Raw genomic sequence first — 18,784 nt, 5'->3', positions numbered from 1 at the left:
CAACCTATTTAATACAGAAGCAAATGGAGGATTTTATGATAAAGTACCGGCAGATGGAGGAAGAAAAAGTACATCCAGTACTTATAGCCGCATATCTTCACGACGAACTTGTACGTATTCATCCGTTTATTGATGGAAACGGGCGAACGTCACGTTTATTGATGAATCTTTATCTTTTACGGAATGGGTATACATTGGTTACTTTAAAAGGTAGCAATGAGGATAAAATAAGTTATTATAAAGCACTGGAAGAATCTCATACAGAGAATAAGCCGGAAGCCTTTCAAAAGCTTGTTGTTGAAGCCGAAATAGCCTCTTTGCAAAGATATTTGTCTATAATGGAGTACACGGATGCAGCTGGAACTAATCAACCAGACGTTAGCCGAGCTTCAGGCACAAAAGAAGATGGAGAATAAGCTACGTAATCCGATCGGATTTATCAAACCTGAAAAGAAATAAAGGAAACGCCCGTACATGATTTACTAACCAGTGCGGGCTTTTTTATATCTTATTTAAGGTAATGTTAGGTTGCTGTTAATAACAGGGAGTATCATATTTTAAGATTGAAACCTTTGCTTTTAATAGTGCCACCATAGCACCTTTAAATATGGTTTGAGTACATATTTTACTTTTAAAAGGTAATTCTGGGTTACCTTTAAAATCAATATCAAAGTAGGCTAATCTCAACAATCATTAGGACAGGTCTATGTATGTTGATTATCCCGGTTAAATAAGTTCTTTTCTATCTCCTGCCAAAGTGCTATCATTGCCTTTGTCGGTTCATCATCCTTACCTATAAATTGAAAATCTCCCCTGTTATATGGTGTACCGTCAAAGTTTACAAGATCAAGAAGATAGTTTTTAGCCCTGATAGGGCGCAAATAACACAATTTCCTATACTCCCTATACTGTTCGTCTGAAATCGGTTGAAAAACGGTTGTCTCTTGGTAAGTGAACACAATATCATAAACCCCGTACCTGATATAAAGGACACGGATCGAAAAGGGTTTGTTCGCCTTGATTATCTCCTTCTGTTTCTTACCTTTCACCCCTGTATTTACCGTTGTTTTTTCGTTGATTTCTGAAAACATAGTACGATTATTTAAAAGTAAATAGTATATTTGTACTACTATGAATTGGGAAAGGGCGTCTATCTGGTGGTTCGGGTGACGCTCTTTTACTTTGTACCTTCCGCAAAATTAGAAAACATTTGTAATAGTTGTTTTTTGTTCCTGCTTTTTGTACGTTTGCGCATTGTATAACATAAAACACACTGAATTATGGAAAATATCACACTATTTGTATCTATTGTAATCATCGTATTTGGTGTATTACAAATTGTATTGTTTTTCAAATTATGGGAAATGACTAATGATGTGAAAAAAATCAGCTTAAAGCAATCTCCATCAAAAGCCGACGAATTGATAGATGAAGCCCAATTATTATGTTTGGATGGAGAAAAAGAAAAAGCTTTTAGGTGTTATAAACAATCTTTTCTCATGTCTATAGTAGAATTGTATAACAATATTTCTCAAAAATACAACGTAGCACTAAAAGAAGATAGAGCAAATATGTGGAAATTACACTATCCTAATATAGTCCGTTTTTATAAGTCCAAAATATCCTTTACAGATTTCACTTTAAATTACAAGGATTACGACACTTTCGATAAGGTGGATAATATTTTTTCTAAAGGATAAATACTACTAATCCCCGGCTACTTATCACAAGCGGTCGGGGATTCTTCTATAATGGCATGGAATAAAATTAACGACGTGATAAACCGTTAGTATTTTGCTTAATACCGTCCAATGTCTGGGTTATCTTAGGAATATTTTTATTAAGACTGCTGGAGTTCTCGGCAATAGTTTGCTGATTTATCCTATCTTCTGCGCTAAAAGTCAACATCTCACTAACATTGTTTTTAATCGTTTGTACTTCTCCGGTTAGGTTAACTATAGCCGCCTGTAACTGGGCGTTAGATTCTGCTCTCATTGCTATATCAGCTGCAAAACTACTATTTAAAGCTTCTCTGTTTAATGATAGATCGGGAATACTGAAAGAATCCTGTGAAGGCTCTATATTAAGCAATATCGAGTTTATAGAATCCAATAGCCTAGTTTGTTCTACACTTTGATTCTTGATTTCTTCTCCGGCAATCTGCAAAGCGGTGAAACGTCCGTTAAGTTCGTCTATTGAATCCTGCGATGCAGTGGCAAAGCCTTTCTTTGAAGCTTCTTGGGATGAAGAGGAACTATTTGACAATATGTCAAAACCTTTGTTAGCTGCTATTTTCTGATATTCTTCCATTAATCTTTCGGCCTTGCTTTGTTGCGCTAGTGCATCATCTACCAAATTATCAAGAATAATAGTCCATTGGTTGAAGCGTTGCTCATCTGATAAATCGGTATTCTTCATTACATCTAGCATTTTAGATTGTGCCTGTTCCATCACTGGAGCTAATGTAACAGAATAAATCATTTGTTTGGATAGTGTTTCAAGCATACTAGAAACGGATTCGGTAAAAGCTCTTGCTGCATCGGTTCCACTGACAAAAGCATTAACGAGTGCGTCTGTCATGGAGTTTCCTAAATCCCCAAAAATATCGGTCATATAGTCATTTAATTCACTATAGGCATCTTCCGCCTGTTGCGCTAGGTCAATCATGTACTGCAACGCTGCCTTGCTTTCATCTGACATAGTACGGGTATTGATAATTGTTTCTGCCAAACTTTTATCAAACTCTCCATTAGCTTTTATTAATTGGGGATAAACATCAAGAACTGAAGAATAAACGTCTTTTCCTTTTCCCCAACCAAACAACCCCGTTTTTTTGTGTCCGGTTTTGATTTCTACGTTGGCAAGCCCTGCATATTGATCCTTTAAAGCTAGTGCGGATCCGATGTATTGATTTGCTCTTTTTAAAAACTTTCTCTCAATATTTGTAATCCAACTCCCATATTCTCCGTCTGTAAGTTCTTTATTAAGGCTTTTTACACTGTCCTTCATGTTAATAACTGCGTTCTTGGCCTTAGAATAAGCATCAACTCCAAAGATTGTAGATGCTTTCTCATACAAAAGATTTTGCTCCAACAAAAGAAGGTTGTATTCTCTTTGCTGATCTATCGTTTCGTTCATAATAGCCTCAAGAGCTTTTTTATGCCGAGAATTAGCTGCAAAAGCCTTTCCTATAAAATTGGCAGCTTCTCCTACTGCGGCTGCAATACCGCCTACAATTCCACCTTTAGCAAAACCTTGCCCGATATTGGATATTGCATTCATTGCGCTTTCTACACCGCTTATAGCATCTGCTGCCGAAGTCTTACCCATCACTTCAAATAAATTCGCAACTTCTCCAGCTGCCGATGAAGCGGCATTACTTATCGTACCTATGGCACCAGATATTTCTTTAAAATCTTTTGCACTTTTAAGAGAAGCAAAACCCTTTTTGAAGGTTTCAAATATCTCTTCCCATTTATTCTCTTTTTTACCTGTACCGAGCAACTTATCCAGTGCTTTTCTCAACTTTTCTAAGTCTGCCGGACTTTTTTCAATCGCTTCTAGTTGTTCTTTAGAAATAAATGTAATTCCCTCCTTGTCTCCTTTCCCAGAAAGATAATCATTCAGCTGGCGGGCTTGAGAAATCAAATTTGATAGGTCAGAAAATCCCATTTGGGAAATATCACCATATAGCATTTTTAAGAATGTATTTTCTTGTCCGGCAAACTCCTTTTCCATTTCATCCCGTATTCCTTTCAATCCTTCTTTGAGTTTCTTCTTTGCAACTTCTATTGCCCGGTCTATCTCTTCCGAATTTTGTTCGGTACGTTGTGAGTTCAGGAACTCCATTTCTTCATTGAAGGACTTAACCAGCTGCTCACGCTGCTTATTGTAGTCCTGATACTTGTTGAGGGTTGATTGTAACAGCTTGTTTATATCATTTTGCTGCTTTTGATATGCTGAAGAATATTCAGTATCAAAATTATTTCTATGTTCGGTAGGAATGTCTACAATGGTAGGAACAAATTGCAATCCTTTCTTCTTGTAATCAGGATTTGCCGCTTTCCATGCTTCATATTCTGCGTCTTGTAAGGTTTGCAGAAGCTCCCTTTCACGTTTTTGGATTTCTGCTATCTTTGCATCATAATTAGCATTGATTTGAGCAAGTTCTTTGGCATTTCCTTCTTCCATAATATCAATAGCTATCTTTTGGGCGTCTAATTGGCTTTTTAAAATAGCGTCCTTGATATTCTGTTCTGCCTTTAATATAGACTTGCCCCGTTGATAAACATCACTATAACTATTATCATTGGTTTTAATAGAATTAGGAGTAAAAAGAAATGCACTAGCATTAAATCCCTCTTCTAGTTTTTTGTTGGATTCTATCAGTTTTTCACGTTCTTCTTTCGCCTCACGATAAATTTTCAACTGCTCTTGTGCTTTTTTCGCAATTAATCCAGATGATACAAAATTAAGACTATTATTGGATTCTATTGCTAACCTATTATATTCGGCTTGCGCTTCCGCTATTTTGGTATCAAGGTCTATTATCTTATCGAAGTTTTCGGTTATCCTATTCTTGATAGCTTGTGCTTGAGCATAGTCTAAAATAGATTGGGTTAGATTATCATAAGCCGTTTTCGCCTTTCCTGCTAAAAAGGCTTCGTTATTCATACCTTCAAAGTAATCCGGATATTGGTCTTGTAGCTTCTTTATGGCTTTACTTCGAGTATCCGTGCTCTCTGCTGCATCCGTCGCAGCCTTGTACAACATTTTTAATTCTACAATTTGATCTTGTGCATTCTTTTTCCCCTCAATTATGGTTTCATTGTAACTTTTTAAAGCTTCTTTTAGAATGTCTAGTTTTTCTCTACTATCAAATAATTGCTTTATCCAATCACCGATTTCAGTTCCATAGTTAGATAAAAGAGTAAGCCCGACAACCAAAGCTGTATTCCAACCTAATAGGGATTTTGTGAGTTGTTTCCAAATTGGAGTACCTTCTTTTCCTTCGGCTCTAAGTTTTGCAAGTTCAATTCTAGCTTTTTGAATTTCATCAATAAGCATCGGGAAATTATTACTAATTGCCAAAAAGAAAGTATTCATGGAAACGGCCAAACTCGGTAATTCTCGTGCTAACATTTGTACTTGGGCGTTTAATCCGTTATAGGCTGTAGCATAATACCCAACACTCCTTTGGAAACGTCCGGTCGCTTGTTCTGCTGAATTTAGCTCATTAGTTACCGCCTGTATTTGTATTAATAGCTCTTTTCCTGTAGCACCATTACGTAAATCCCGAGAAAGATTATCATACTGGAAGTTCAACATACTTAGCTGCTTCCTTAATTGCACCAGTGATCCTTCAGCTGACTTATAAACTTTAATGGCGTTTTCTTCCACTTTTGCAACATCACGCATTGAATCAGCCGTAACCTTCAACTGTGCATTTAAAGCCGCCCACTGTTTTAGTTTAGCTTGTCCTACAGATGAATTTCTTTCCGATTCTTCCAGTGCATAGTATTCCTTTTGTAATGCGGCTACTTGCTTTTTCACAGCGTTCAAGGAGTCTGCATAATCTTCAAAGTGTTTAGAAGTTTCGTCTGTCTCATGCCTGATTGTTTCAGACTGTTTCACTATACTACTGGCTATATCTACTTGTGCCAAAGCCGTTTGAATTTCAGCGAATTTCTTTTTCATTTCGTCCAACTCGCCTTTTATCCTTTTAAACTCTTTGTACAACTTATCATAACTGGGTGAAGCGGTAGATAATTTACCTAATTCCGCTCTTACCTTCTGTATTTGCTTTACAAGTTGAGTGAATCTTGTAAGATCAGCATCTAAATTAATTCTCAATCCTGCCATTTTACTTTAATATTAGTTGTTACATTTTCTTTTACTTCTCTCTCTAAGACATGGCGAGCCGTGTCCATAACATCAAAACCTTTGCTTGATACAAAGCTTGCGTATTCCATTCCGTCCGCTGCAACAATCCCGTTTTTAGGGCGTTTTCCGTAGATTAGAAGGTTTTCGGTTTTAGCTTTCGCTTCAGCATGCTCCCCGTCTGCCGGAACATATAAATCAACGATTTCCCCATTGCGAATAACAGCAGCACCGGGAGCATTACGCAAGTTCCAAGTGTGGTTCTCATAAGTCTTTTTGCCACTCTCATTTCTTACTTTCTGGGTATCAACAGCCTTATGAGCCGCATCTATCAAGCCCTGATTAATTTCATCTTCGACTTCTTGGATGAAAGAATCCAAACCGGATAAATTGACTGTTACTTTCATATTTTAGGTTTTGCTGCTATTAGTGACACACTTTTAGCCATGAGGCTAGCACGTTTAAACAGTGACTGGTAATACAATGCTATTTGTTTTAAAGCCTCTATAGCATCATCTTTAGTACCTTCACATAAGGTATCGCTCAAGGAACTATCGCCAGCAAAAAGAAAGGAAATCGCATCACACAAGGTTTTCTTGTCTTTTTCCGCTAGCATTTCATCTGCATTTTCTTTGTTGGTAAAATCCCCTAAACACTCTCCGGCTAAAACAAAGTTTTTGATCTTTATTGCTTTAAGATTAAAACTACACCCGTTAATAATAATTGTTTCATTCATAACTATTTATTTTTTTGTTGATAATACTCAAATGCTTTCTTTGGATTTATAACGGAGACATCTACGTTCATCTCCTTAGCCATCCGATAGGCGGCAACCCATTCGTTAATCTCTTGGTAGGGATTACACCTGTCCTTGATCCCGATAAACACCCCAGTGGCAAAAATGTAGAATTGCGGAGCGTATTCTATCAGCCCCCTTTTATCAAAAGCCTTTGCAACCTGTTGGGCGGTTATCTCTATCTCACAGGGTGGAGCGGAGAACATTTTACGGATGCTTTTCTCATACTCCGAATAAATCTCTTTGAATATGTCGCCAAGAACATCACTTGGCAAGTTTAAAATGTTATCTTTCATACTTCATCATTTGATACTAATGGTTTTCGTCCTCTTGATCTTGGTAAAATGTATTCATCCAACAACTGATTGTATTTTTCCAGTTTCTTATGATACGTCCAGACTTTATGCCCGTAAGGGGTTGTTTTTCCTCTATAGAACTGTTTCCCGTATCTTCGTACTGGGTATTCCAATCGTCCGAATCCATAGAAAAAACGGTCCGATCTACTTTCTTTCTGAATACTGTAAATATGGCTAAAAGCATACCGGCTTGCAATCGTCTTACCGTCCAGAAAAAGTTTGCGGCATTTATGACCGGTATAAGGACAAAGAAAGTACCACACAGTCCCGTTTCCAAGATTGCTTGGTTCGGTCTGGAGCTTGATCTCTTTTTGGTTCCTTTTCCCTTGATGTTCCCAAAAGAAAATAAGCTTCTGTTTTTCTACCGACATCACTACGGTATATTGTATATCTTTAAGAGTGAAGCGAATAAACAGCGTTTCCTTTGTTTCGGATTGTTGTTTTATTAACTCTTTGAAGTTTGATAACGTAACTCTTGGTATGTAATCTATGATTGCTGCCATATTTCTAAATTCAGCCTAAACAGTTAGAGAATACACCGTTTTTATCTTGATTTTCTTTAGTAAACCGGACAGAGAATCAATAAAGCATCCCTGCCCGGAATGTTAATATTATGCGTCCGGCAATCCCTGCGCCCAGTTGCGGGCTAGTTTCTCGTCTGATACCGTAAAATCTTCTTTGTGATACTCAATACCAAGATGCTTGCAGATCGCTTGATTCTCGTACTCGGCATCCCGTTTCCATTTGTCAAACGGATTATTTGCCGGTTGCGGTTTTTCTATCCCTTCCACACTTGCAAAGAAGCTTAATCGGTTCGCCGGGCTTTCCTGTAATGTCCTTTGGAAAGCGTTGAACTTTTGTCTTTCTTCTGTAGTCATAATGATAATTCTTTAAATAAATTCGTATGCTTCTTGTTCCTCATGAAACCCGCCATCATCGTCCAGCCAACACAAGCATCTACGGGAATCGTGTGAAGTCGTGATACCCTTTCCAAAGTTCGGATTATCCGCAACAAAGGCATTTAACTCACTTATGGCTTCCTTCACATTGTTGATAAGTCCTTTCGCACGTAGGCGGGTTATTGTAGGAGGAATCATAAACTCTTGTGCCTTCCGTTCCGCCCATGTTTGGGAAAACACTACGCAATTATCTACTATTTCGTATGCGTTCTCATCCAACGGTTTTGTCGTATGATACAAAAGAACTTTTCTCAACTCGTTTGCTTTCTCGGTTATACAAGCCTCCAAACGATCAAAGGTCTCTTTATAATCCTCTTCACGTTTAAAGGCAATTTTTATCCGGGAAGCATCTTTTTTCGCCATCTCTTCTGCTTGTTTAGTGAGCAATGCGCATACACAGGACAAATCATGTAGTTCTTTCGTTGAAATTGTAAATCCTGTTTCAATCAAACAATTCACTATTTGCTGTATTTTTTCGATAGTGTTTTCGTCTTGGTGGCGCAATAGCACCCTTTCAAGTCCTTGTTTTTTTATTTCGTTCATAGTTTTTAATTTTATTGTTTTTTACCTTCAAACATTCTCACAAAAATTCCGCTGGAGTGACATTCAATCAAAGCACCGGGATAAAGGCGGGCAGTATCTTTTTCAAAGCCTATCACTGCCCTATGTCCTAGAGCACTGCAATAATACTTAGCAGCCATCTCCTGAAGCTTGTTTATTTCATCAATGGCTTTTATTGCCTGATGATAAACTTCTATCTGCTCCGGCTTGTCTATGTAAATCTTTCCTTGTTCATCACACAGGGCAAACGCTTCTTCCTGGGCGTGAATCCAACCGTCATCACCAATGAAGTACATTTCTGGAAGAACATAAGGGAAGTCTTTCACCAACTTGTGTACGGCTACTTTCAACAGTTCGAACTCCTGCAAGAGCTGGTTGTACATCTGCTCCTTCTGCCTGCGTATGATCGGCAAACTGGCATCATCCAACAGGTCTTTATTAAGGCGTTCCAACACGGTTTTCCCGGTGTTTTCACCGCCAGCAATCAAATCTTGCAATATTTCGGTGTTCAACTCAATACCAAACTCTTCTATTTTTTGGCGGCTTATAATGCCTTGCAATTTACTAAGCATCTTTTCAAAGTCCCGTCTAAAAGTTGTGTCACCGGAACCAACACAGATTCTTTTAGTTTCCTCTTTTTTCATCTTTCTTTTCCTCCAATCCGTCTTTTATGCGGTTAGCCACATCTTCACCCAAACGTGAAGCAACTTCTCTCTTATTGAAAATATCCTTTGTTCCCGAATTAATAAGCCCTACTAATTCTTCGGAGTTCTTTTTTTCGTCTATTTGTTCCATATCATTTTGATTTATGCCGGGTAGATCATCCGAAGCAGACCTACCCGGTATTGGGTTATACAATCTTTGCCAACGCTTTAATTAACTCTTTTGCTGATTCGTTAGTCAGACATACGGAAATGGTTCCATCCTCCGCAATATCACCCGTCTCCAAATTCCCGATCTCGAAAATCGGTTCATCAATATGTACGCCATCTTCTTTTGCGTGATGAACGGAAAAATCGTGTCCTGAAAAGTTGTGCAACAATAGCCCGTTTTCCGGTACTCTCTCCGTACTAAGCTTTAGCAAACGGATTGCCAGATTTACGGCTTCTTCCTTACTGATACTACATACTAGATTGTTATCTTCTGTCAAATCAGATTCAGGATCAATTTCTTCAAAAAGAAAAGTAATCTCTTCGGGCATCATCTCTTTAGCATTTCCCCTAATAATGTATGGGGTAGTTTTTTGTACACTGAATTTTAAATCATTCCGGTTACCAATTTCATAAACTTTATTTTTCATGACTTTAAAATTTTGATTGTTAATAATTTATTTAATTTGAAAATGTCTTTTGCATATATTTCAATACTTTCTTCATTGCGTTCTCGCCATCTCTGATACACCAAGCTGTATCGCCAAATTGCGATGAACGGGGATAGGATTCATAAACATTCCCGTTGTCGTCCTTCTCCAGATTCGACCGGAACACCTCAAAATATACAATCCCTTCCGGGGTGGTTCTTCGGTAGCAGTACATTCGGTTGCTTTCGTTTTTAGATACCAATTCGAAAGAATCACCGTACTTTTTAAATTTATCCTTTAATGGAGGATATTTTATGTGCTTTAATCTTTCCATTTTTTAATCTTGTTTTTATATTAGCGACTTTCTCCGCAAAGATGAACATCTTATTATCCCGCAAAAGAAAATGGCTTAAATCGCTTTATTTTGGCTAAATATATTTTTTTGCTCGTTTATCTCTTCCAGACCAAACTCTACTCTCGGATTCCGTCGGTCTATCCGTTTCTCCGCATGAATCTCAAAACATAGGCTGTCATTTGTAATAGCCTCCACCATTTGCAAGCAATCAAGGATCGTTTTTAGAGCATTATCCAGGTCGAAGCGAATATTTCCATGCCAGACACGAATAAATAGCTTGAAACGACCGGAAATGCGCTTTCCTCGATACTTCTTGCATTGTAGGCAGAAGGATTTCTCATACTCCCTGATCCGTTCGTTTTTGATGATCCGTTTCTGGCCGTCTTTGCCCGGTACGGCTTGATAGTTGTTTGCTTTCGCTATCACTTGCCCGTAGATTGTTTCTATTTCCATAGCTAGAAAGGATTGTTTTCCGTATAACCTTTCGTATCGTAGTCAAATATCTTAGTTAGGGAACCGTTATGCTTGAATTTGACTGTTCCAACAGAACCGTTTCGATGTTTGGCTATAATCAATTCACCATAGTTGTAAATCTCATGTCCGGATGAATCATTGACGCTGATTCCGTAATATTCCGGACGATGGACGAATATAACCATGTCCGCATCCTGCTCAATGGCTCCCGATTCCCGAAGGTCTGCAAGAATAGGTTTTTTATCCTGCCGCTTGTCTACTTCCCGGTTGAGTTGTGACAGAAGGATAACAGGTACATTCAATTCTTTAGCGATAATCTTTGCCTCCCGGGACATTCGGGCTATTTCCTGTTCTCTGTTTCTTGTCCCATTTGAGCTTTCGGTTATCAGCTGTAGATAGTCTATTATCACCATTCCACATTTGTTTTGTCGATGGTATAAACGGCACGTTGCACGGATGTAACTCATTCCTATAGCTGCGTTATCGTTTATTGTTATCGGTAAGCTGTATAAAGTTCCCCCTATCGCCTTATCTATTTGCTGTAGCTCATCTTGGCTTATATTGCCGGACCTTAATTTGCTTGGGTGTACATTGGATTCAGAAGCAATGAAACGTTCATACAGGCTGACAGAATCCATTTCTAAAGAAAAAATGACTACCGGAATACCTTGTCTAGCTGCTGACTTTCCAAAATGTAGAGATACAGCAGTTTTTCCCATAGCTGGGCGTGCTGCCAATACTATCAACTCGCCACCGTGCCAACCGGAATTCATATCGTTAAGGTCTTGTAGCCCGGTTGTTATTCCTGTCTGTTTTCCGCTACTATACAATCCCATCTTCCTCTCTATGTTTTTTAATGCGGACTGTGCAATGTCTTTAAATGACTGGGATTCACTTTGCCCGATTAAATCCTGCTGCATTTGCTCCAGTGCTTTTCCCGCATTGAAAAGGACGTCGCCGATATCTTCCGTATCATCATAGGCTTGCTGTTGGAGTATATGGGATAATTCAATAGCTTTCCGTTGTAGATATTTCTGTTTTACCATCAAAGCATGTTCGACGGCATGAAACGAATCAAACCCGTAATTGAGGGTTTCCGCTATGAAGTGTGGAGGCACTTCCTCGATCTTCCCTATTGAGCGGATTTCATTTGATACCGATACGATGTCACATGGTTTATTGCTTGCATAAAGCGACTGGATAGCATCATACAATACAGCGTACCGGTTATCATAAAACATATCTTTATTCAGTTCGGGAGATATGGCATCGAATACTTTGTCACCGCCAAAGCTAAGAAGTGAACCGATAACGGCTTGTTCTGCTTCAGGTGCGTTCGGCATTCCCTTAATTGGGGACGGTATATACTTGTTTGTTTTCATCCTGTACCTCCTTTCTTCCGTGATTCTGCCACCAATAAGTAAACCTTCTCTTTGCGTCTGATATGTTCGATATACTTCGTTCCTCTCCGATTGAAACGATATAAGCAATGAACTTATCTAGCTGGGCGGGAAGCATATTCATGAATGATACTCCCAAAGTAGATTGCATACATGCTGATTCTTTCCATGTTTCATCCGATAGTAGTTGTTCTTTGATTGATTGGGGATTGAAAACTTTATTAGCTTCCTCTCTCACACTCACACTCTCGCTCACACTTGCACTCTCTACCAAATGAGAGAGAGTAAGAGAGAGAGTATCATTTACATTATCACTATCATTATCACTATCATTATCACTATCATTATCAGCTACGTTTGCTAAGTTTTGATTGCAATTGCTAGCATTTGCTAAGTTTTGCTTAGCATTTGCTACCTTTTGCTTGCCTCCTTTGCTTCCGGCTTCTCTTCTGCGTTCACAAACTGTTTTATATTTTTCTGTGTCCCGATCTATTTGTTTCTTTATTACCGAAAAAAGAAGTTTGACCATACCGTCATTACTGGATAGCTCTTCTTCATTACTAGCATATTTCACTACTGAACGAAACAAAACTCCTACTTGCTCGTCGGTGAGTAGCTCTAATTGATCCCCTATATCACAGTATATAACAAAAGACTTTTTATTCATTATTGCCTCCTTCCCAGTCAATAGACATTTGCCGTGTGTCCGGCTCTAACCAGTATAGTTTTCTTCTATCGTCCAGACGAACGTCTTTAATGTCCCAGCCTTCTTTTCTAAGGTCGGATATGACTTTCCGGCTATCGTTTCCGCCAGTAAGGGTGTTTAAATCTTTACTAGTGTACTTGCCACCATCTAAGAATAGTTTGCGAATCTGTTGTTTGATTCGAAATGATTTGCTATCTTTGTTTCCGGATCTATGTTGGAGATTGGCAGTCGTGGAGGCTGCCTTTTTCTTTTCTTTCATAGTCATGCCCTCCGATATTTGAATACGACCTGTTTTTTTACTGCCTCGTCGATAGCATCTGCTTCATACAGGATTCTACTACCTACACGTTTGGAGATAAGAAGTCCGTCTTTTGTTATTCTCGCCAATGTTGGTAAGGTGACATGAAGGATTTCAGCGGCTTCTTTTCGAGTGTAGAACTTTGGTTCTTTCTTTGATGCGGCTAATACTCTCTCTGATACTCTGTCTACTATTTCGTCAATAATAGGGGAGATGAAGCCCATAACGATCTGTTGCGTCTGGGTAATGTTAATGTCTGACTTTCCCATAGTATTACCCTCTAAAAGTGTTCTTTATCGCTTTATTAATATCACCATCAGTATAATAAACACGTGTTCCTATTTTACGTGCATTAATAAGTCCCGCCTTAGTCCATGCGTCTAATGTCGGAAGAGAAATTCCTAATTTTATTGCTGCTTCTTTGCGTTTGTATAATTCGTCCTCTCTAGGATCTTTATCTAGTTTAGGAGTGAAATTTGTAATATTAGCTAACTTCTCATCAAGTAGTCGGCTAATCATGCTTTCAAGGTCACCCATTGTTGCTCCTTGAATAAGCGTTGCATTTAAAGAAAAAAGAGTTGCGTCCATAAGTTACCTGTTTTTAGTTCTTATGGACGCAAAAATATAGTAAGTTTTATGGTGTCATATTGGTTGTCATATGACAAAATTAAGTATTTTGTTGTGTTACTCTACCTCTATCATATCTTATTCCAATATTTAAAAATTTTTCTTTTAGTACTTCTTCATTTTCATAACCCGTATTGGGAACTATCCCGTTTTTTCTTATAGAATCTGCTGAACCTCCACAAAGCCACTCTATAAACTCGGACAACTTGACATCGTTATTATACTCTACTCCCGCACTTCTTAATAGTGTCCTAACTACATCTACTTGTTGGGTTGTTTTTGCTCCTGCACTTTTTTTATTTTTGCGCTTTAGATCTTCTCTAAAATATAATTTCTCATATATGTTTTTACTATATTCATCTGGTAGCAATATCGGATGATCGCATTCAACACAAATATCATTTAATTTAATATCACAAAATAATAGAATAGCAGACAATTGTAATAAAAAAGATGCAAGGCATTTAGTTCCTTCCGATGCATTGTCTACCCTATCTCTAAAATGTTCCATATCTTTCCCTGTGAAAGTTTTATTAAAATCTTCCATGCAACCTAGATTATAAAACAGATGGTCAACGATCATCCTGCAAAAACTTTTTTTATTTGTACTATCCATTGTTAGCAGCTTATTGCAAATATGATCCAAACAGTGTTCTTCTTCAACATAATATTCTTCATCACTTATTTCTATGTCGTAAACTTTATTGAAAAATGCTCTAATATTTCTCATGATTATTTTATTATTTAACTATTCGTAATTTCGTGAAATAATTCTCTTTAGCTGCCAGCATACTCTTTTCTGATTCATCCAGTTTGAGATATGTCTTTAGCTGCTGCTCGCTACTGTGTCCAGTAATAGCCATAATAGAACTTAATGAAGCACCGGCTTTATACATATTGGTTGCCAAACTTCTTCGGCAGGTATGAGTTTTAAGAAGGTCGCAGAAACGTTTCTTTGCTGTATACTCCATTGCTCCCCGTTGTTCGTCTAACTCTACTATTTCCGTCCATCCTAAAGCCTCGCCAATCTCTTTGATATGGTCGTTTATCTTTTGGTCATAAACTTTGGGAAGTGCACCGTTATATTTGTCAAGGATAGCCGCAACACGATAATCAAGAGGAATATAAACGATATTTCCGGTCTTTTCCTGTTTAAGTTTGATGTACTTATTGCCATCGGTAAGGGTAACAATCATTTTCGCATTGATGCGCTTATAATCACTTACTCGTTGCCCGGTCAGACAGCCGACTACAAACACATCTTTTATCTTTTCCCATGCCGGACGATTGGATAAATCGTACTCATAAAGTTCCTGTATTCGTTCTTCAGTCAAGTAGACATTATCAACATCTTTATAGATCACATCAAAACCAAACCGGACGTTTGCCGCATCCATTAGTTTAAGCTGTTCGGCTGCATAACAGATTGTTTTGCATATCTTCACCATCCGGGCGATGGTATTTGGGGAATACTCTTTGTCAGTCAGGAACAACCGGAAGTCATTATAAAACTCTATTGTCAAATCTTCAAAGTCAATAACCTTTAGCCTTGTTTCCTGATATGCTTTAAACTGGGACTGAAAGCCTTTGTAGCTTTTGATTGTTCCAGGAGATATATTTGTAGTTCCTCCCTTCTTTTTCCGTTTTCCTGTTTCGCATTCGTGAATGAATTGTGCTATGAAGTCGTTGAAGTTGGTAGCCTGTTCTTCTTCTAGGGCTTTAGCTTCGGCTTCTGCTCGTTCTTTTTCGGCTGCTATCTGTTCAGCATATACTATTTCATGTATACGCTCTTTAGCCATGTCGGAAGTTATGGCTACACCATTTTTTATTAGTGCGTCAATCGTTGATGAAATAGCATCTAGTTTAAGGTAAAGTTCTTTTCCTTTGCCTGTCCTGAAAGCTGTTAGGGCTTTGGCTCCTGTTAAAGATTTGTTCCACTCTTTTATATCAACCTCTAATCCGGTAGATACTCGGATGTTAATCTTTGGAACCCTGTTTTGTATGCGAGCGTATAAGGTTGCATATCCTTCGCTTTTGTCAGTTCTTAAAATGAATGTTGCACCCATATTTTACTTTTATAAGTTGGTACTACAAAGATAGAGATTCTTTTTGATTTGGTACTACATTGGTACTACAAACTTTTATCTTATTTTACTCTATTTTCTTTGTGTGATAAATAATTTGTTGTTTTTCAGTGTTTTATAAAAATGGTGTTTTATCTAATAAATAAGGAAAATAAAGAAAGAGAGGTTCGCCAGGAACCTCAACTATCACTTTAAAGCCCTTGAGAGTCAAGCACTTTCAAGGGCTTATTTTTTACGGAGACCGTTTCGGGGGACCACTTGAAAATTTGAGAATATTCGGCTCAGTCTGAATACCTGCTTTATTCTTTATTTAGAAGAGAAATCTATTGTTCCTGCTGAGTGCTCTCGTCAATTCCCGCATTATGGTATGGTACAATAGGTACTGTGTTTAATTCTTTATTTTAGGCTTTTCCCTATCGACAATTATAGTATTCACTAGTTTTTTATGATTTTCCTGCGTTACTTTTGTTATAAACCAAAAGAAAAACGCCATGAAAAAGATTTTATTTATCCTATTTGCTACCCAATTTATTTTGGCTCCTTATATAATAAAGAGCTATGGTGCAAATCTTATTGAAGACAATTATGGGTATTCTGGAGTTAATCAAGAGAGAAAGACTGTCGAAAAGGATATCTTTGGAAATATCATCATTCGTGATGATAAAGGCAATAGAAAGACCATTGAAAAAGATATTTTTGGGAATATCACCATTCGTGATGATAAAGGCAATAGAAAGACTATTGAAGAGGATATTTTTGGGAATATCACCATTCGTGATGATAAAGGCAATAGAAAGACTATTGAAGAGGATATTTTTGGAAATACCATCATTCGTGATGATAAAGGTAATAGAAAGACGATTAAAAAAGATATCTTTGGAAATACCATTATCGAAGATGACAAAGGCAATAGAACAACCATTAAAAAAGATATTTTTGGGAACGAAATAATTGAAAGTAGTGATGGTCATAGAAAAATTATCAAAAAGGATATTTTTGGAAATACAGTTATTGAGGATTATTAAAAGGTTATATTTATAAGGAGGAAATGTATCAGACTTATCTTCTTGTACTGATTTAGGGGTTAGATCGATTAACTGATAATGTGAAATTAATGGTGATATTAAAGAAATATTTATGATCTTTGTACCCATGAATATCGGAAATTAGTTGAATAGATTGATGAATCGTATAAAAGGTATACTTTATGCAGCGGTGTCTTCCTCTACTTTTGGACTGGCTCCGTTCTTTTCCCTCACTTTATTGTTGGCAGGTTTTTCAGCTTTCGAAGTGCTTTCCTATCGTTGGGGAGTGGCGACAATTGCGTTGACTCTGTTCGGATGGTGTTCGGGATGTAGTTTTCGATTGGAAAAGAAGGATTTTTTAGTTGTTCTTTTATTAAGTTTGTTGAGGGCAGTTACTTCATTCAGTTTGCTTATAGCATATCAGAATATAGCTACCGGGGTGGCGTCAACCATTCATTTTATGTATCCGTTGGCGGTATCTCTAGTTATGATGTACTTCTTTCAGGAGAAGAAATCCCTTTGGGTGATGTTTGCGGTCTTCATGTCCTTGTTAGGAGCGGCCTTGCTTTCATCGGGGGAACTGGAGGCGAAAAATGGTGATACGATAGTCGGACTGGTAGCAGCTTGTGTTTCTGTGTTTTCCTATGCGGGGTATATTGTTGGTGTACGAATGACACGCGCTGTTCGAATCAATTCCACTGTACTGACTTGTTATGTTATGGGGTTAGGAACCGTTCTTTATTTTATAGGTGCTCTGACTACTTCCGGGCTTCGGCTGGTAGCTGACGGTTATACCTGGTTGATTATTTTGGGACTTGCATTACCGGCTACAGCCATTTCTAATATAACATTGGTACGAGCTATTAAATATGCAGGGCCTACGCTGACATCTATTTTAGGTGCGATGGAACCATTGACAGCTGTGGTGATCGGAGTTTTTGTGTTTAAAGAACTATTTACTCTGAATAGCGCTATTGGGATTATTTTAATTCTGTTGGCTGTGAGTGTGGTAATATTTCGTAAACAAAAAAATGAAAGAGTATAAATAAAAAAAATGCTGTTTTACCTGATCGGATAAACAACATTTTTATAGGAGAGCCTCTTGTCGGATTCGAACCAACGACCCCGAGATTACAAATCACGTGCTCTGGCCAACTGAGCTAAAGAGGCGTTTTTCTTTTGCGGGTGCAAAGGTATGAATTTCTTTTAAAAATACAAATACATCGCATACTTTTTTTATATTTGCAAAGTTACCAATGATTAGATGAAAATGAAAATTATGAATGTATGTGGTATGGCGATTCTAGCCATAGGTATATGGGCTTGTTCCGGACAGAAAAAGGGGACGGCAAATGTAGAAGTTGCAACAGATAGTGTAGAAGTAGCTGCAGATGCTATATCTGTTCAGGCAGATAGTACAGGATATATTGTTCGGGTAGGAGAGATGGCTCCGGACTTTACGATTACCCTGACAGATGGTAAACAAGTGAGTCTATCTTCCCTTCGTGGTAAGGTTGTCATGTTGCAGTTTACTGCAAGTTGGTGCGGAGTTTGTCGTAAAGAAATGCCGTTTATTGAGAAGGATATTTGGTTAAAGCATAAAAATAATGCAGACTTTGCTTTAATTGGCATTGACCGTGACGAACCACTTGATAAAGTATTGGCTTTTGCTAAATCTACCGGAGTGACTTATCCGTTAGGACTGGATCCGGGAGCTGATATTTTTGCGAAATATGCATTGCGTGAATCCGGAATAACAAGAAATGTGTTAGTTGATAAGGAAGGAAGAATTGTAAAACTGACTCGTTTATATAATGAAGAAGAGTTTGCTTCTCTTGTACAGAAGATTAATGAGATGCTGAAATGAAAGAAAGCCTTCATTAGGCATTTCTGACGGAGCATTTATGAGCATATAAAAATAGTGACGCTATCCTGATGTGATGGCGTCACTATTTGGGTTATA

Annotated in this window: 25 protein-coding genes and 1 tRNA gene; 5 read left to right on the top strand and 21 right to left on the bottom strand. The window is 37.9% G+C overall.

All coding sequences use genetic code 11. The annotated features are described in order from the left end of the window. The coding region (locus tag BSCG_RS0127155) for a Fic family protein (protein ID WP_241762134.1) at positions 1-416 on the top strand (416 nt) is incomplete at its 5' end. A 288-nt stretch (positions 417-704) separates the two neighbouring features. On the opposite strand, the gene BSCG_RS25230 is transcribed toward BSCG_RS0127155, so the two are convergent. After that, positions 705-1,091, bottom strand: a complete 387-nt coding sequence (locus tag BSCG_RS25230) for a hypothetical protein (protein ID WP_008774734.1) — start codon at positions 1,089-1,091, stop codon at positions 705-707. Between the two features lie 189 nt (positions 1,092-1,280). On the opposite strand from BSCG_RS25230, the gene BSCG_RS25235 reads away from it, so the two are divergent. Continuing rightward, on the top strand, positions 1,281-1,700 hold the full coding sequence (locus BSCG_RS25235) for a hypothetical protein (protein ID WP_008774733.1): 420 nt from the start codon (positions 1,281-1,283) through the stop codon (positions 1,698-1,700). 67 nt (positions 1,701-1,767) lie between these two features. Here the strand turns inward: BSCG_RS25235 and BSCG_RS25240 are convergent, their stop codons facing one another. The 19 genes from BSCG_RS25240 to BSCG_RS25330 form a co-directional block, all read right to left on the bottom strand. Next, positions 1,768-5,862 (bottom strand): hypothetical protein, encoded by a 4,095-nt coding sequence (locus BSCG_RS25240; RefSeq protein WP_008774732.1) that lies wholly within the window; start codon positions 5,860-5,862, stop codon positions 1,768-1,770. Continuing rightward, positions 5,850-6,287, bottom strand: a complete 438-nt coding sequence (locus tag BSCG_RS25245; RefSeq protein WP_008774731.1) for a hypothetical protein — start codon at positions 6,285-6,287, stop codon at positions 5,850-5,852. Before BSCG_RS25245 ends, BSCG_RS25240 begins: the two co-directional genes overlap by 13 nt. Next, the gene (locus tag BSCG_RS25250) at positions 6,284-6,616 is read right to left on the bottom strand and encodes a hypothetical protein (protein ID WP_008774730.1); all 333 of its coding nucleotides are present in this window, start codon (positions 6,614-6,616) and stop codon (positions 6,284-6,286) included. The genes BSCG_RS25245 and BSCG_RS25250 overlap by 4 nt, the downstream gene beginning before the upstream one ends. Positions 6,617-6,618: 2 nt before the next feature. Then, entirely contained in the window at positions 6,619-6,972 is a 354-nt protein-coding gene (locus tag BSCG_RS25255) for a hypothetical protein (RefSeq protein WP_008774729.1), read from the bottom strand. Then, on the bottom strand, positions 6,969-7,535 hold the full coding sequence (locus tag BSCG_RS25260) for a hypothetical protein (protein ID WP_008774728.1): 567 nt from the start codon (positions 7,533-7,535) through the stop codon (positions 6,969-6,971). Before BSCG_RS25260 ends, BSCG_RS25255 begins: the two co-directional genes overlap by 4 nt. 108 nt (positions 7,536-7,643) lie before the next feature. Beyond that, the gene (locus BSCG_RS25265; protein ID WP_008774727.1) at positions 7,644-7,910 is read right to left on the bottom strand and encodes a hypothetical protein; all 267 of its coding nucleotides are present in this window, start codon (positions 7,908-7,910) and stop codon (positions 7,644-7,646) included. 12 nt (positions 7,911-7,922) lie between these two features. Further along, a complete protein-coding gene (locus BSCG_RS25270; protein ID WP_008774726.1) occupies positions 7,923-8,534 on the bottom strand; it encodes a hypothetical protein in 612 nt (203 codons plus the stop codon). Between the two features lie 11 nt (positions 8,535-8,545). After that, positions 8,546-9,196 (bottom strand): hypothetical protein, encoded by a 651-nt coding sequence (locus BSCG_RS25275; protein ID WP_008774725.1) that lies wholly within the window; start codon positions 9,194-9,196, stop codon positions 8,546-8,548. Continuing rightward, positions 9,177-9,347: a hypothetical protein gene (locus BSCG_RS29850; protein ID WP_153880837.1), complete on the bottom strand. Its 171-nt coding sequence runs from the start codon at positions 9,345-9,347 to the stop codon at positions 9,177-9,179. Before BSCG_RS29850 ends, BSCG_RS25275 begins: the two co-directional genes overlap by 20 nt. A gap of 55 nt (positions 9,348-9,402) precedes the next feature. Further along, positions 9,403-9,852 carry a hypothetical protein gene (locus BSCG_RS25285; RefSeq protein WP_008774723.1) on the bottom strand — a complete coding sequence of 150 codons (450 nt, stop codon included), beginning with the start codon at positions 9,850-9,852 and terminating at the stop codon, positions 9,403-9,405. 31 nt (positions 9,853-9,883) lie between these two features. Beyond that, complete coding sequence (locus BSCG_RS25290; RefSeq protein WP_008774722.1) at positions 9,884-10,186, bottom strand: hypothetical protein; 303 nt, start codon at positions 10,184-10,186, stop codon at positions 9,884-9,886. 75 nt (positions 10,187-10,261) lie between these two features. After that, positions 10,262-10,660 carry a RusA family crossover junction endodeoxyribonuclease gene (locus BSCG_RS25295; RefSeq protein ID WP_008774721.1) on the bottom strand — a complete coding sequence of 133 codons (399 nt, stop codon included), beginning with the start codon at positions 10,658-10,660 and terminating at the stop codon, positions 10,262-10,264. Between the two features lie 2 nt (positions 10,661-10,662). Then, complete coding sequence (gene dnaB / locus BSCG_RS25300; protein WP_008774720.1) at positions 10,663-12,063, bottom strand: replicative DNA helicase; 1,401 nt, start codon at positions 12,061-12,063, stop codon at positions 10,663-10,665. After that, entirely contained in the window at positions 12,029-12,748 is a 720-nt protein-coding gene (locus BSCG_RS25305; RefSeq protein ID WP_008774719.1) for a DUF6291 domain-containing protein, read from the bottom strand. Before BSCG_RS25305 ends, dnaB begins: the two co-directional genes overlap by 35 nt. Continuing rightward, positions 12,741-13,052, bottom strand: coding sequence for a hypothetical protein (locus BSCG_RS25310; RefSeq protein ID WP_008774718.1), 312 nt, complete (start codon positions 13,050-13,052; stop codon positions 12,741-12,743). Before BSCG_RS25310 ends, BSCG_RS25305 begins: the two co-directional genes overlap by 8 nt. Then, positions 13,049-13,354 carry a helix-turn-helix domain-containing protein gene (locus BSCG_RS25315; RefSeq protein WP_008774717.1) on the bottom strand — a complete coding sequence of 102 codons (306 nt, stop codon included), beginning with the start codon at positions 13,352-13,354 and terminating at the stop codon, positions 13,049-13,051. Before BSCG_RS25315 ends, BSCG_RS25310 begins: the two co-directional genes overlap by 4 nt. A 4-nt stretch (positions 13,355-13,358) precedes the next feature. Then, positions 13,359-13,673: a MerR family transcriptional regulator gene (locus BSCG_RS25320; protein ID WP_008774716.1), complete on the bottom strand. Its 315-nt coding sequence runs from the start codon at positions 13,671-13,673 to the stop codon at positions 13,359-13,361. 79 nt (positions 13,674-13,752) lie between these two features. Continuing rightward, positions 13,753-14,442: a hypothetical protein gene (locus BSCG_RS25325; RefSeq protein ID WP_008774715.1), complete on the bottom strand. Its 690-nt coding sequence runs from the start codon at positions 14,440-14,442 to the stop codon at positions 13,753-13,755. Positions 14,443-14,452: 10 nt separating this feature from the next. After that, entirely contained in the window at positions 14,453-15,778 is a 1,326-nt protein-coding gene (locus tag BSCG_RS25330) for a tyrosine-type recombinase/integrase (protein WP_008774714.1), read from the bottom strand. 509 nt (positions 15,779-16,287) lie between these two features. On the opposite strand from BSCG_RS25330, the gene BSCG_RS25335 reads away from it, so the two are divergent. After that, on the top strand, positions 16,288-16,821 hold the full coding sequence (locus BSCG_RS25335) for a hypothetical protein (RefSeq protein WP_008774713.1): 534 nt from the start codon (positions 16,288-16,290) through the stop codon (positions 16,819-16,821). 157 nt (positions 16,822-16,978) lie between these two features. Next, positions 16,979-17,866 (top strand): DMT family transporter, encoded by an 888-nt coding sequence (locus BSCG_RS25340; RefSeq protein ID WP_008644587.1) that lies wholly within the window; start codon positions 16,979-16,981, stop codon positions 17,864-17,866. A 51-nt stretch (positions 17,867-17,917) separates the two neighbouring features. On the opposite strand, the gene BSCG_RS25345 is transcribed toward BSCG_RS25340, so the two are convergent. After that, a tRNA-Thr gene (locus BSCG_RS25345) sits at positions 17,918-17,991 on the bottom strand. A gap of 94 nt (positions 17,992-18,085) precedes the next feature. On the opposite strand from BSCG_RS25345, the gene BSCG_RS25350 reads away from it, so the two are divergent. Then, the gene (locus tag BSCG_RS25350) at positions 18,086-18,688 is read left to right on the top strand and encodes a TlpA family protein disulfide reductase (protein ID WP_008018304.1); all 603 of its coding nucleotides are present in this window, start codon (positions 18,086-18,088) and stop codon (positions 18,686-18,688) included. Positions 18,689-18,784 lie beyond the last annotated feature (96 nt).

The organism is Bacteroides sp. 2_2_4 (assembly GCF_000157055.1).
In the GTDB taxonomy this organism is placed as follows: Bacteria; Bacteroidota; Bacteroidia; order Bacteroidales; family Bacteroidaceae; genus Bacteroides; species Bacteroides ovatus.
The sequence above is the reverse complement of the archived record's forward strand: the minus strand, read 5'-3'. Positions and strand labels throughout refer to the sequence as shown.

What these genes read in the sequence shown, in the direction of transcription:
- BSCG_RS25240 (WP_008774732.1), bottom strand. Translation starts at nt 5,862, where the DNA reads ATGGCAGGATTGAGAATTAATTTAGATGCTGATCTTACAAGATTCACT.
- BSCG_RS25340 (WP_008644587.1), top strand. Translation starts at nt 16,979, where the DNA reads ATGAATCGTATAAAAGGTATACTTTATGCAGCGGTGTCTTCCTCTACT.
- BSCG_RS25335 (WP_008774713.1), top strand. Translation starts at nt 16,288, where the DNA reads ATGAAAAAGATTTTATTTATCCTATTTGCTACCCAATTTATTTTGGCT.
- BSCG_RS25270 (WP_008774726.1), bottom strand. Translation starts at nt 8,534, where the DNA reads ATGAACGAAATAAAAAAACAAGGACTTGAAAGGGTGCTATTGCGCCAC.
- BSCG_RS25320 (WP_008774716.1), bottom strand. Translation starts at nt 13,673, where the DNA reads ATGGACGCAACTCTTTTTTCTTTAAATGCAACGCTTATTCAAGGAGCA.
- BSCG_RS25265 (WP_008774727.1), bottom strand. Translation starts at nt 7,910, where the DNA reads ATGACTACAGAAGAAAGACAAAAGTTCAACGCTTTCCAAAGGACATTA.
- BSCG_RS25310 (WP_008774718.1), bottom strand. Translation starts at nt 13,052, where the DNA reads ATGACTATGAAAGAAAAGAAAAAGGCAGCCTCCACGACTGCCAATCTC.
- BSCG_RS25245 (WP_008774731.1), bottom strand. Translation starts at nt 6,287, where the DNA reads ATGAAAGTAACAGTCAATTTATCCGGTTTGGATTCTTTCATCCAAGAA.
- BSCG_RS25290 (WP_008774722.1), bottom strand. Translation starts at nt 10,186, where the DNA reads ATGGAAAGATTAAAGCACATAAAATATCCTCCATTAAAGGATAAATTT.
- BSCG_RS25260 (WP_008774728.1), bottom strand. Translation starts at nt 7,535, where the DNA reads ATGGCAGCAATCATAGATTACATACCAAGAGTTACGTTATCAAACTTC.
- BSCG_RS25250 (WP_008774730.1), bottom strand. Translation starts at nt 6,616, where the DNA reads ATGAATGAAACAATTATTATTAACGGGTGTAGTTTTAATCTTAAAGCA.
- BSCG_RS25325 (WP_008774715.1), bottom strand. Translation starts at nt 14,442, where the DNA reads ATGAGAAATATTAGAGCATTTTTCAATAAAGTTTACGACATAGAAATA.
- BSCG_RS25255 (WP_008774729.1), bottom strand. Translation starts at nt 6,972, where the DNA reads ATGAAAGATAACATTTTAAACTTGCCAAGTGATGTTCTTGGCGACATA.
- BSCG_RS25330 (WP_008774714.1), bottom strand. Translation starts at nt 15,778, where the DNA reads ATGGGTGCAACATTCATTTTAAGAACTGACAAAAGCGAAGGATATGCA.
- BSCG_RS25315 (WP_008774717.1), bottom strand. Translation starts at nt 13,354, where the DNA reads ATGGGAAAGTCAGACATTAACATTACCCAGACGCAACAGATCGTTATG.
- BSCG_RS25275 (WP_008774725.1), bottom strand. Translation starts at nt 9,196, where the DNA reads ATGAAAAAAGAGGAAACTAAAAGAATCTGTGTTGGTTCCGGTGACACA.
- BSCG_RS25285 (WP_008774723.1), bottom strand. Translation starts at nt 9,852, where the DNA reads ATGAAAAATAAAGTTTATGAAATTGGTAACCGGAATGATTTAAAATTC.
- dnaB (WP_008774720.1), bottom strand. Translation starts at nt 12,063, where the DNA reads ATGAAAACAAACAAGTATATACCGTCCCCAATTAAGGGAATGCCGAAC.
- BSCG_RS25295 (WP_008774721.1), bottom strand. Translation starts at nt 10,660, where the DNA reads ATGGAAATAGAAACAATCTACGGGCAAGTGATAGCGAAAGCAAACAAC.
- BSCG_RS25305 (WP_008774719.1), bottom strand. Translation starts at nt 12,748, where the DNA reads ATGAATAAAAAGTCTTTTGTTATATACTGTGATATAGGGGATCAATTA.
- BSCG_RS25230 (WP_008774734.1), bottom strand. Translation starts at nt 1,091, where the DNA reads ATGTTTTCAGAAATCAACGAAAAAACAACGGTAAATACAGGGGTGAAA.
- BSCG_RS25235 (WP_008774733.1), top strand. Translation starts at nt 1,281, where the DNA reads ATGGAAAATATCACACTATTTGTATCTATTGTAATCATCGTATTTGGT.
- BSCG_RS29850 (WP_153880837.1), bottom strand. Translation starts at nt 9,347, where the DNA reads ATGGAACAAATAGACGAAAAAAAGAACTCCGAAGAATTAGTAGGGCTT.
- BSCG_RS25350 (WP_008018304.1), top strand. Translation starts at nt 18,086, where the DNA reads ATGAAAATGAAAATTATGAATGTATGTGGTATGGCGATTCTAGCCATA.